The organism is Pantoea stewartii subsp. stewartii (assembly GCF_008801695.1).
GTDB lineage: Bacteria > Pseudomonadota > Gammaproteobacteria > Enterobacterales > Enterobacteriaceae > Pantoea > Pantoea stewartii.
The window spans coordinates 1-11,568 of the sequence record NZ_VZPF01000108.1 but is presented as its reverse complement, the minus strand read 5'-3'; the positions used below and the strand labels follow the sequence as shown (position 1 = coordinate 11,568).

The 11,568-nt window shown below is 52.2% G+C and carries 15 protein-coding genes and 1 pseudogene; 11 read left to right on the top strand and 5 right to left on the bottom strand.

Annotated elements, in window-relative coordinates; translation table 11 throughout:
* The 5 genes from F7Q90_RS22800 to F7Q90_RS22780 all read left to right on the top strand — a co-directional run.
* Nucleotides 1–164, top strand: a 164-nt coding sequence (locus tag F7Q90_RS22800) for a transposase domain-containing protein (protein ID WP_151161046.1), incomplete at its 5' end; no start/stop codon positions are given.
* Nucleotides 165–413: 249 nt separating this feature from the next.
* Nucleotides 414–722, top strand: a complete 309-nt coding sequence (locus tag F7Q90_RS22795) for a hypothetical protein (RefSeq protein WP_006120893.1) — start codon at nt 414–416, stop codon at nt 720–722.
* A 41-nt stretch (nt 723–763) separates the two neighbouring features.
* Nucleotides 764–898, top strand: a complete 135-nt coding sequence (locus F7Q90_RS27675; protein ID WP_006120892.1) for a hypothetical protein — start codon at nt 764–766, stop codon at nt 896–898.
* A gap of 198 nt (nt 899–1,096) precedes the next feature.
* A complete protein-coding gene (locus F7Q90_RS22785) occupies nt 1,097–1,579 on the top strand; it encodes a M50 family metallopeptidase (protein ID WP_006120891.1) in 483 nt (160 codons plus the stop codon).
* Between the two features lie 47 nt (nt 1,580–1,626).
* Nucleotides 1,627–2,412 carry a site-specific integrase gene (locus F7Q90_RS22780; protein WP_006120890.1) on the top strand — a complete coding sequence of 262 codons (786 nt, stop codon included), beginning with the start codon at nt 1,627–1,629 and terminating at the stop codon, nt 2,410–2,412.
* 56 nt (nt 2,413–2,468) lie between these two features.
* On the opposite strand, the gene F7Q90_RS22775 is transcribed toward F7Q90_RS22780, so the two are convergent.
* Complete coding sequence (locus F7Q90_RS22775) at nt 2,469–2,774, bottom strand: hypothetical protein (protein ID WP_044242605.1); 306 nt, start codon at nt 2,772–2,774, stop codon at nt 2,469–2,471.
* Nucleotides 2,771–3,397: a ParA family plasmid-partitioning AAA ATPase gene (locus F7Q90_RS22770; protein ID WP_044242602.1), complete on the bottom strand. Its 627-nt coding sequence runs from the start codon at nt 3,395–3,397 to the stop codon at nt 2,771–2,773. Before F7Q90_RS22770 ends, F7Q90_RS22775 begins: the two co-directional genes overlap by 4 nt.
* A 252-nt stretch (nt 3,398–3,649) precedes the next feature.
* Between F7Q90_RS22770 and F7Q90_RS22765 the strand changes: the two are divergent.
* A pseudogene (locus F7Q90_RS22765) lies at nt 3,650–5,004 on the top strand (hypothetical protein).
* Nucleotides 5,005–5,280: 276 nt separating this feature from the next.
* On the opposite strand, the gene repE reads toward F7Q90_RS22765, so the two are convergent.
* From repE to umuD, 3 genes are all read right to left on the bottom strand, one after another.
* Nucleotides 5,281–6,036 (bottom strand): replication initiation protein RepE, encoded by a 756-nt coding sequence (gene repE, locus F7Q90_RS22760; RefSeq protein ID WP_082999281.1) that lies wholly within the window; start codon nt 6,034–6,036, stop codon nt 5,281–5,283.
* Nucleotides 6,037–6,480: 444 nt separating this feature from the next.
* Nucleotides 6,481–7,752 (bottom strand): Y-family DNA polymerase, encoded by a 1,272-nt coding sequence (locus F7Q90_RS22755; protein ID WP_006120887.1) that lies wholly within the window; start codon nt 7,750–7,752, stop codon nt 6,481–6,483.
* Entirely contained in the window at nt 7,752–8,183 is a 432-nt protein-coding gene (gene umuD / locus F7Q90_RS22750; protein ID WP_006120886.1) for a translesion error-prone DNA polymerase V autoproteolytic subunit, read from the bottom strand. Before umuD ends, F7Q90_RS22755 begins: the two co-directional genes overlap by 1 nt.
* Before the next feature lie 231 nt (nt 8,184–8,414).
* On the opposite strand from umuD, the gene parM reads away from it, so the two are divergent.
* The 5 genes from parM (at nt 8,415) to F7Q90_RS22725 (ending at nt 11,396) form a co-directional block, all read left to right on the top strand.
* Nucleotides 8,415–9,386, top strand: coding sequence for a plasmid segregation protein ParM domain-containing protein (gene parM / locus F7Q90_RS22745; RefSeq protein ID WP_080577432.1), 972 nt, complete (start codon nt 8,415–8,417; stop codon nt 9,384–9,386).
* A gap of 2 nt (nt 9,387–9,388) precedes the next feature.
* Nucleotides 9,389–10,054, top strand: a complete 666-nt coding sequence (locus F7Q90_RS22740; protein WP_006120883.1) for a plasmid partitioning/stability family protein — start codon at nt 9,389–9,391, stop codon at nt 10,052–10,054.
* A gap of 3 nt (nt 10,055–10,057) precedes the next feature.
* On the top strand, nt 10,058–10,321 hold the full coding sequence (locus F7Q90_RS22735; protein ID WP_044242597.1) for a hypothetical protein: 264 nt from the start codon (nt 10,058–10,060) through the stop codon (nt 10,319–10,321).
* Nucleotides 10,322–10,349: 28 nt separating this feature from the next.
* Entirely contained in the window at nt 10,350–10,553 is a 204-nt protein-coding gene (locus F7Q90_RS22730) for a hypothetical protein (protein WP_006120881.1), read from the top strand.
* A 375-nt stretch (nt 10,554–10,928) separates the two neighbouring features.
* On the top strand, nt 10,929–11,396 hold the full coding sequence (locus tag F7Q90_RS22725) for a hypothetical protein (RefSeq protein ID WP_006120880.1): 468 nt from the start codon (nt 10,929–10,931) through the stop codon (nt 11,394–11,396).
* Nucleotides 11,397–11,568 lie beyond the last annotated feature (172 nt).

The following is an 11,568-nucleotide window of genomic DNA, read 5'->3' as shown; positions in this document are numbered from 1 at the left end:
GCGGAGAACGTGCGGCGATCCTCTACTCTCTGATCGTCACCTGCCGGCTTAACGGCGTTGACCCCGAGACGTGGTTGCGTTACGTCATCGGTCATATACAGGACTGGCCGGTGAACCGGGTCCGCGATCTGCTGCCATGGAAGGTCGAGCTTCCCTCTGCCTGAACGTCAATACGGTCTGAATGCGACGCTTACTGATACACTTCCGGAAAGTCGCTATATGCAGGAAAATCGGATCTCCGCGAAACGGTCATCCGGTAATTTAATGGTATGGCTATATGTCTGCTTATTATCATTATGAAAATGATGACGGCAGGGAAAAATCATCCGGGTGACAGATGCAGGGTTGTGTGCGGTAGATTATGCTGCGACTTGTAATTACTCTGAGTGACTATTTCTTTTAAAAGGAAACATATGAAAACTCCAATTCCATTACATGACGTTCTTGTTGAGCTGGAAAATGCAGGTCATAGCGAACTGTGGATGGCATCCCCGCGAGGGAAAATCTGTTTTGAAGTTCATCCCCTTGATCAGAGCCAGTGGTATCTGCCAAACATCATCACCCATGATGGACGAACAGTGGCTCACAGGGAAAAACGTCCTAATGGCTGGCTGCTTTCCGGTGACTGGAAAAACATCCATTGCCGATCCGGCGCAGCGGCACCTTACGATACGAAATTTCTAGAAGAAGACTGGCGCTTTCAGTTAGTCGATATGCGCTGATGAGGTCGGCGGGATTTCTCAACGAGTTAAGGAAGCAAAACATGGGAATGTTTGACACGGTCACGTTTCGCTACCGGATGCCGGACGGCGAAACTAGCTCTGAATACCAGACCAAAGACCTGGACTGTGAATGTGCATTTTACGAGATCTCCGCTGAAGGCCGTCTGCTCCGCTGACCGGATGACGGCGATGAACTTACCGGGACCGGGTTTGACGGCTGCATCACGGTGTGCGCCCGTCAGTGCTATCACCTGTACTTTAACCAAGGGCAGCTGGAATGGATCGAGGGATGTTCCGGGGGAGACCGCTGGCCGTTTGAGCCTGCACGTTACCAGGCAGACCAGGACTGATGTGATCCCACCGGAGAGACTGCTATGCTACTGATTAACTGGCTGGTCACATCCCCCCGGACCTGGATGGATCTTGTCTGGTTGTATTTGCTGCTGTTTTTGTTGACCATCCTCCATGAACTCGGTCATGCCCTGATGGCCATGCTGCTCGGGACCACGGTCACCCGGATTCAGATTGGTATTCCTGTGACGGGACAGATTGCTGTTGGTACCATACTGTTTCAGCTTGGCATGATCCCCGGAGGGTCTGTCAGTTACGAATATGCTGATGACGCACCAAGATGGAAAGTCGTTGCGGCCACGCTGGCCGGTCCCCTGTTTCCGGTGCTGATTTCTGTGGCGATGTTTCTGACGACAGTCCCCTCTGTTTTCATTTATGGTTTCGTCCTGACAGCGATGGCGGGTGCCCTGGCAGATTTATGGCCCTGGAAGCAGGGCTCTGACGGGCAAAAAATCTGCATGCACCTGAGGTGCATTTCCCGGGGGCGCAAAACGCTTGATGTATGAATTTCTGACCAGGGCGTTATGCCGATAATGAGTTAAACGGGACATCGATGATGACAGCCTCTTTACCTTCCCTGCCAGGGGAATACTTTCAGCATACATCCCGGTTGCCGGTGGCCATTGATTATCCGGCGGCACTGGCCCTGCGGCAGATGGCCGCCCAGCTGGACGATTACCCGAAATACCTGCTGGCACCAGAGGTCAGCGCCCTGCTCCACTATATTCCCGATCTGTACCGCAAGACCCTGGTAGACACCCTGTGGAATTCCGGGGCACGTATCAATGAAGCCCTGGCGCTGGGCAGGACAGATTTTCTGCTGCAGCCCCCCTATCCGTTCGTACAGCTGGCCACACTCAAACAACGGACCGAGAAATCGGCGAGAACGGCAGGTCGTGCGCCCGCCGGCAGCCAGGCTCACCGGCTGGTACCGCTTTCCGATGTGAACTACGTCAGTCAGCTGGAGATGATGGTGGCCACGCTGAAAATCCCGCTGGAGCGGCGCAATAAACGCACCGGCAGAACCGAGAAGGCGCGCATCTGGGAAGTGACTGACAGAACAGTCCGCACCTGGCTGGCTGAGGCTGTGGATGCCGCAGCGGCGGACGGGGTGACATTCTCTGTGCCGGTGACACCACACACGTTCCGCCACTCCTATGCCATGCACATGCTGTATAACGGGATTCCGCTGAAGGTGCTGCAGAGTCTGCTGGGCCACAGGTCGATCAGCTCGACGGAAATCTACACGAAGGTGTTTGCACTCGACGTCGCTGCAAGGCACCGGGTGCAGTTTCATATGCCTGGTGCTGATGCAGTTGCAATGATAAAGGGTTGTTAAGATAATAAGATAATAAGATAATAAGATGGTAATTTTATATCTTATTATCTTGTTTTTCATTTAAGCTTAGCCTTTTCAATCAGTTGTGTGATTTCTTCTCTCGATAGTGTGTCTAATGCCATAACCGCTGCTCTCACTACATCTGATCTGTTAACCCTTGTACGTCCAGATAACATTTCGTCTTTAATAACATTATCAATTGCCCGTAAGTTCTCATCAGCTAGCGAAATACTTACAGGCTTAGCTTTTCCAGAAGCCTGCTTTTTAGATGGCAATTCCGTTTCTTTTGCACTGAGACCAGCCGAGCCTCCATGAATGAATGCTGCCTCGTCTCTAGGGGGGGTATGGCTTCGATTCCTCATAGAATAATCTCCTTGACCAGTGCCTCAATTTCTTCTTGAGCTTTATTGTTCTGAGTTTCAAAAACGGTCATAGACTCAGCCCATGCGTCTCTGTGAGCTTTTCGATCACAGACTCTTGATTCCGAGAGCTTCATTTCTGGAAAATCTTTAAGAACTTCAGCTGCTTGGTTGGCCTCATTTACGAACATATTTGTAGGTGTCATGTTTAAAACTAAGTAACCACGAACAGCTTTATTAAAATCTTTAGCGGAAGTAAAAACAGAACATGTGTGAGGAACTACGTCCAGATCCATTTGCGAAGGTCGCAATGGGGAGATGAATACATCAGCTGCCATTAAACCACTTCTCATCTCAGCACTATCTCGTCCGGCACAATCCGCGATAACAAAGTCATATGATTTCTCATGCTCTTTCAGCATTGCTTTAATATTTCCGGTAGCACCGGTTACAGGTATGTGAGGAAGGTTTTCCGGTCTGTTGTTATACCAAGTCAAAACTGATTTCTGGTCATCTGCATCAACAATAAGAACTCGCTTACCAAGCGTCATAAGATATGCAGCGATGGAGACAGCTAGCGTACTTTTACCAACACCGCCTTTTTGACTTCCAAGAACTATGATCATCATTGCACCTTTATCATGTTAACTTATTAAGATAATGGAATAACTCTAGGAAAAATACAAGTTACGATCTTAATAAGATAACATCTTATGTTATTAACTATCTAATATTAATAAGATAAAATGTAATTACAGCACACCTTTGCTAAGATGCTAAGATAACAAGATACTAAAATGCCAAGATGTTAGGTTTGCAACAGTAATTCAGACTAAAGAAATCGTTTATCAAAATTCATACTGTTAACAGGGGGCTGAATGGATCTGGTCAGGAAGATAGATAAGAGAGGGCAGTTTGTGAGGAAACTGAGTCTTGCCGAAAAGGAAGCCCTGCTACACGTGTTCAGTAACGGTCGTAAACCCGGTTAGGCCGATTTACGCATTGTAAATACGGTTCTTGATGAGATGGACCGACAGGGAACTGTGGATCAAATGTGACTGTGTTGAAGCGGACCTGAAAAATGAAGGCCCCTTTAATTGTGAGGTTAACGTGGCTACGATACGTCACGTAACAGCAACAAGGTCACATGACGAACAGTGCCCGTTGTACCGTCTGAAAAAGGAGAAGAATGCAGACAAGGTTGCAGGTGAGGGAAAAACCAGCCCACTGAATCCTGTCGGTGGAGATGACTGGCTCCCTGACAGGAAGAGGGATGCCAGAGCAGTCCCTGTTGAAGGATCGGTGGTACCACGCAATCGCAGGCGTAAAACGCTGAAACCCGTCCCGGCCCTGGGGCGAAAATTGCTTACGCTCATCCAAGCCGCTGGCCTGAACCAGCTTGAGCTTGTTCCTGAGTACCAGAGTCCAGGACTTACGGGTGCGATCAGCAGGATAAAAGAAGTGCTGGAAGACCACTCAATGAGGAACGGTACACCTCTGAGCCAACTGTTCTGCTGTGCACCCTGGCTGAGCATTGAGCGCATTGACGAAATGCTCACAGAGATTGAAACAATGCAGGGTATCAACAGCAAGGAAAAAGAACCGTGCGTGTACGTCATCGGGATAGCGACAGACACCAACCGGGAAGAGGTGATCTTCAGCGTTCGTGGGAAAACCTTCACACACCGGCCGGAGGCACGGGTCAGTATTAATGGCGAAAATACCTATAATGCCGGCAGCCGCGCACCGTACTGGGCAATTCTTGAATATCGGAGGGGGGAGGGATGGTAACGTTTATTGCCATGAAGGCTACGCCCATGCCGCCTACACGCTGGATAATCCGGTACCTGTCGACAGCAATAAGGAGCGTGACACCCTGAAGGTGATCATCAATGCCAGTAGTTATGCCGGCCGTCAGCCAAATCATCCGGAAGCGATTAGTCTAAGTAAACCTCTGTTCACGATGAAAAGCATCAAAGACGGTGTGGAGGAAGTCATCCATCCTGATTTTATCCTGAATGTGGCTCCTGCCAGCGAAAGCGCAGTGACGACGTTCATCATTGAAACGATGGGGTATGACTCCGAGGACTACATTACGAGCAAACAGAACACGCACAGCTGGATGGAGCAGGAAGGGGTGCTGTTAACTGACCCTCCGGGCTGGCCAGCCGCTTCAGATAAAACGTTTAACAGTGTCCTGCTCAGACACATTTTCAGCGCAGGCAAAGTGTGACAACTAACCCTCACGCTGAGGCTCAGGGTGCAAAAGCGCAATTGCGTCATATGTGACAAACGACACTCAGTTTTTCCAGGGGCATGTGACAAAATGAACGCAGCAAACTGTGACAATTTGCCCTCGTAGGGGGGAGGAATTGATACTTTAGTGGGAACCCGGACACGCAAACCCGTCAGAAACAGGGCTCAGAATGGTGTTCTGTGACAAATAACCCTCAGCGTAGCAAAAAAGTGTGACGGACTGCCCTCGGAAATGTGACAAATAGCCCTCTGATTACTCAGTCGAAATTGACGTTATGTCGCTGAAAGTAAATACAATGTGTGTGGTCTGTCGACCTTTCTTTTTCTCGATATAGGATAGACGCATCGGGGTTCTGCTGTTGATCTCATCCACGCTGGCCTGCAGGAAGCGACGACGAAAGTCAGGCATACGTTGGTAGCTTTGCGGCAACTGGTATCGCTCCATAATCCAGTCAATCTTCAGCGAAACTACACCGGACCCATCAGCCTTACGGTACTGGCAAAGAGATTCATACAAACGCATGGCATAGGGATTAGTTATCTCTTTCGTTTCACTCAGCCTGAACTGCGTGAAACGGTTCTGCAGGCCAATGAAGAACGGTATCAGGTAAGGATTAATGTGGACGCTGTAAAGGCCCCTGGATGGGCTGTGGGCGCGTTTAATGAACCAGGGAAAGGATTCATATCCTTTCTCTTCGCCGGCATCCTCTTCAGGCCGGTAGAAAACGACTTCTTTGCCCGCAAAACCCTTCAACGCCTGGCGAATATCCTTACTGGCCTCTGCAGAGGTTAGTCCAAAGGTCTCTGCATACTTCGCGACATGAATTTCACAGATACCATCATGTTCCTGAAGTGTACCGTCAGATTTCCTGATCTGATCCACGAAGAGATAAAGCATACGCTTCTGATCTCGGGAAAGACTGTAAGCCGCCTCAGTCAGTTCGTTAGACTGGACAATTCGCGGGCTATTCCTACGCTTCTTATGATTTATAACCGCAATTTCCGCCATGACAGGTCCATGTAAAGCGTGACAGGTTTTAAGATTGTCACACTTATTCAAAAAGAGTCAACAGATAGGGATAATTTTGTGATATCTGGCATTTCCTGAGGGCGATTTGTCACAGGGTTAAGGGCAATATGTCACAGTTAAACAGGGGGTTTGAGGGTGATTTGTCACACCAAAAGGGCAAATTGTCACATAGATTCTTCTCAAAGCCGCATGGTTAGAGGGTTTAGAGTCATTCTAAAAAGGTAAACCTAACAACCCTTTAAAAATGATCTTATAAAAATATGCCAGTGGATAAGTGGATAAACCTGAGTGGGGTATCCATTCAATACCGAGCGTAAGCAGAATATGTCCGTACTCTTCCCTGGTGCTTCCTCGCTCACTCGCGGGCTTCGCCCTGTCGTTCGGCTGCGGCGAGCACTACTGGCTCTCTCTGAAAGGCGAAATTTAACTGATCCTTGCGATGGGGATATCTTTCCAGCGGGTGGTGTACGCAGGGGACAGCATGTCGCGTTTCATCTGCCAGGATGGCGCAATCCCTCGTCCGGCAAACCAGACATGCCCCAGGCCGGAATGGTTAATACCAGCGAGAACCTTCATCAGCTCAGCACTGTGGGGCCGTGGTGGCCGTTCGTCGAACAGCTGCAGCTGCGACACGCCGGAGCCGGTAAAGTCATTCAGCATCACTCCGGCTTTGGCATACCGGTGGCCATCCTTCCAGATACGCTCAAGAGCCGTCGCGGCGGCTGCAATGATGTCACGGGTGTCCTGAGTAGGGGTAAGCAGTTTCTCCGTGGCCACGTTGCCGTAGTAAGGCTCTTTAACAGCGAACGGAGATGTTTTGATGAAAACGGAAATATGCCGGCAATACTGGTGCTCCTGACGCAGCTTTTCAGAGGCCCGCTCTGCGTACTGACAGACAGCTTGTCGGAGCGAATCATACTCCGTGATCTTCTCGCCAAAACTGCGGCTGCAGACAATCTGCTGTTTAGTCGGAGGGGCTTCCTCAAGCGACATGCAGCTTTCTCCGTTCAGTTCCCGCACCGTTCGCTCGAGGACCACGGAGAAATTTTTGCGTATGAAGGCCGGGTTCGTCAGGGCCAGATCGAGTGCGGTTCTGATGCCCAGTACATTGAGCTTGCGTGCAATACGGTTTCCCACGCCCCAGATCTCTTCGACTGGCTGCAGTGAAAGCAGTTTCCGCGTTCGCTGAGGATTTCCCCGGGTCAGGGCGAGAACACCACGAAACTGTTTCCACTCCTTTGAGGCCCATTGTGCTGATTTTGCAAGAGTTTTTGTCTGCGCAGCCCCCACGCCGATGGTCAGACGGGTACAGTCATATACGTGCTGGCGCAGCTGCCGGTCGAAGTCCTCCAGAGTCATGCAGTGCTCCACGCCGGTCAGGTCGAGGAACATCTCGTCAATCGAATACTGTTCCACCCTGGGGGCCAGCTCCTCCAGGCAGCTCATCACGCGCGCCGACATCGAAGCGTAAAGCTCGTAATTGATTGAAAAAAAATATATTTGTTCCGGGTGTAGCTCGTTTTTTATCTGGAACCACGGGGTGCCCATTTTGATCCAGGGCTTCGCCTCGGCGCTGCGTGCGATCACGTTTCCGTCGTTGTTACTCAGGACGACAACCGGCTTTCCTTTCAAATCCGGCCGGAAAACACGTTCACAGCTGGCATAGAAGCTGTTCACATCGGCCAGGGCGAACATCAGTACATCTCCCTGGGACGGTGGATGATGTGTGTTACGACGCCAAAAATATCCAGTTCGTCCGGGTCCGGGTAGATGGGGGACCAAGAGGCGTTCATGGGCTGCAGCGTCAGTCGTGGCGTCAGCAGCAGCCGTTTGACCGTAAACTCCCCCTGCACGCTGGCCACAACGATATCGCCGTGCCGGGGCTTCTCTGCACTGTCCACAACCAGCAGATCGCCATTGTACAGGCTGCCATCGGACATACTGTCACCGCTGGCGCGAAGGTAGTAAGTCGCACTCGGATGCCGTATGCAGTAATCATGGAGATCCAGATCGGACTCGACATAGTCAGCGGCCGGACTGGGAAAACCGCAGCTGGCCAGGTCTGCAAACAACGGATGGGCCTGTGGCGGGAGTGCTTTCCCGGTGCTGAAAAGCTGCAGTTTCATCTTTCTTCATGACGCCTAAATATACTGTTTATGCATACAGTATATTTAACGGCGTGGTGATAATCCAGATCACCTGTGAAAAGAACATGATGAGTGACTTAAGATACTCAAAATGATGATAAATATCATTATGGTATTTTTATGTTGCTCATAATGATAGGTAACGCTTTTGTTTTTTCATTTTGCTCTTATGATATGTATCAAATTGAGTTTAATTGACGGAGCATAATGATGAATATTTACTGCGATGATGGTTCAACTAATGTTAAGCTGGCATGGTTTGAGGGCGACGAGCTGCAGACCCGGGTCTCTGCTAACTCCTTCCGGCATGGCTGGAAAGTGGCGGAATTCAGTGCCGCTACGTTCAACTATCAGGTGGGCGCGCTGAAATACACCTGGGACAGCGTCAGCCGGGATGCCATCCCGACCACAAACGTGGAATATCAGTACGGTGATCTCAACCTGCTGGCCGTGCATCATGCGCTGCTGAACTGCGGGCTGGAGCCACAGCCGGTGACTCTGACTGTGACGCTGCCCCTGAGTGAGTATTACGACGGGGACTGCCAGCGGAACGAGGAAAACATCCGACGTAAACGGGAAAACCTGATGCGTGAGCTGGTTCTGAACAAGGGCAGGGCATTTACCGTGACGGACGTGAAGGTTATGCCGGAATCACTGCCGGCGGCGTTCTCCCGTCTCGCTGAGCTGAAGCCCGGCCCCGCTGAGACCACCCTGATTATCGATCTCGGTGGAACCACGCTTGATGCCGGGGTGATTGTCGGACAGTTTGATGATATCAGTGCGGTACACGGTAATCCGTCTGTCGGCGTGTCACAGGTCACCCGCGCAGCTGCAGGCGCGCTGCGAGCTGCAGACAGCGAAACCAGCGCGCTCATTGCTGACACGGTCATCCGTAACCGCAATGATCGTCAGTATCTGCAGCGGGTGATCAACGATGCCGGTAAAATTGATGATGTCCTGAGCAAAATTACAGAGGCGATCACCTCCCTGGGCGCGCGTGTCACCAGTGAGCTGACGGCCTTCAGGAACGTAAACCGGGTATTTCTGGTCGGGGGAGGGGCATCCCTCATTGAAGAGGCTATCCGTCAGGCCTGGCCTCTGGCTCCTGACCGTATCGAGGTTATAGGCGATCCGCAGCTGGCGCTGGCCAGAGAGATTGCCCTTTACAATAAAGAGGACTAAACGTGCCGGACGGCCAGTATTCTTTCTATCTGCACAGCGATGATCGCACCGACATCGCGGCGATGGCGACCATCAGCACCATCTCGCAGCCCCTGCGTGGTGACTTCATACGCACCGCCGCCACCGCCGGGGCGGTGATGTACCAGACTGATGCCCGTTTACCGGTGCTGCTCCCGTTGTTCTTTGACGGGCAGCTGAGCGCCATCCGGCTTTGCGCTGTGATGGCTCTGGTCTCTGGCACCTGGTCTTCACTCTCCGGGCTTCCGGATGAGCAGGATGGCGGCGTGACGGCTCTGGCCATGTCACCGGAGGCGAAATACCAGCGCCGGCGTTACACCCTGACGCTCCAGGATGACCGGAGCAGTGAAAGGGTGGAAAGTGTGCTGACGGGCGTGTCATCCCGCCTGCGTGGCGAGCTGCTGAGAAACCTGATTATCACCGGCCTGGCCCTGCACACGATGGCACCGGAGCTGCCGCGTCTGCTGGCCAGCATGCCGGTACCGCCCGACACGGTAAGCGAGCTGCAGGCTCTGGTTCAGCAGATGGCCGGTACCGCTGGCGTGGGTAAGGCAGCAGTACCTGAGAAACCGGTGCCACCTGTCACCCCGGCATCCGGTACAGAAACTGCCGGGATAAAGAAAAATATGCGACGGGCATTCGGAGACTAAAACATGTCAGTGATTAAACAAAAGGCAGAGCAGTGCATTCATACCTTTCTGCGCGCCCGGAACGTCCCTGAATCTCAGTGGCCGGATAGGGTGAAAAAGACCGGCAGGGGGATGATACTGGCTGGCGTGGCCGCCGTGATCCCCGGGGTTCTTGCTGATAACATTTCCCTGCCGGTGACAATCGCGATGCAGGTTGGCTACGCCTCGCTGATCGGCCTCGGGGTTCTCCTGGCGTTTGACGAGAAAAAGCCAAAGGGGCGGGGATGAATAGAAACATTAGCCTGAAGGAAACGGTATGAAGCCTGAAGAACTGTCAGGAGACGAACGCACACTGGTTATTGTGGCACTGCAGGCGCTGCACCGTGAGAGACTGACCGCATCTGATGCCGTCTTTACGGTCTGTAGCCTGTCCGGAAAGGAGCAGCCGCCGGAAGATATTTTTGGGTTGCGTGAAGTACAGGATGCGCTGAGACGTATGGGTGCAGCGCCTGCGCGTTAAATCCGGCCCCCGTACACTTCAAAAAAAAACGGCAGGGTGACATCTCATCCCTGCCGTCAAATATAAGTGCTTAATTATTAGGCGATTATATCTCATTGTTTTGTGATGTAAATCACATTTTATATTTATGTGAAATTTTCCTGATCTTCTCCCGTTCCCGTTCCTGAAACCGCCGTGCCTTCACGTTAACCCGGCCGCATCGGTCGCCAGGGAAGCTAATCGCCTCCGTCCTCACCCGTTCGCGCCCTTCACGGTGCATTCAGCCCGTGAAGGGCTTGCGCTGCGGCTTGCGGCGTCGCCCCTGCGACCTCCGCTTTTCGCCGGGTTTTTGTGCCGGCACGGCGCAGATGGGTGCCGGATGATGAGGACACAACTATGTTCAGACTGACCAGCATTGAACTCGATAACGGCGAGTTTGCCGTGTACATCAACGATCATTACCTGGGGAGTGAACACCCCGACGGGGAGACACTTTGCCTGGGCGAGGTACTGGGGATGTTGTCCCGGCTGCCGGGGGTGGAAACCCGCACGTTCCGGGAGCCGGTACCGGATGATGAGGAGTGGTGCTGGAATGACATTGCCGGCCGTGTCCTGCCGCCGCGTTCATACTGTCGCCGCGATGTCACTGTGGCCGGCCTCATTGCCAGGCTGCTGCAGTACCCGGCAGATGCCCTGTGTCTGGGAACGTTCTGGCTGGCCGAGGATTTTCTGTCGCTTGATGAGAGTCTGACCGGGGAAGAAATTGAGGACGCGATGATCATATGTGACGACAGTCATGATGCCTGTGTTGGCTTTAACTGGGATACATTACGGTTTGCCATCGAGAGCGTGAAGGGAGACTGACGCGGAAAAAAAAGGACACTCTCCGGGGGGCAGTGTCCTTAAATCGTGTGCGCCCGGCATGGGCGCACTCCTGCGGGTGTAAGTCCCGCCATGAGTTGATCACAGCAAATGAAGTGAAGCGCAACTGCATTAGGGTGACCGAGTGTGGGGAGGAAGCGTGGAGCATAAATCG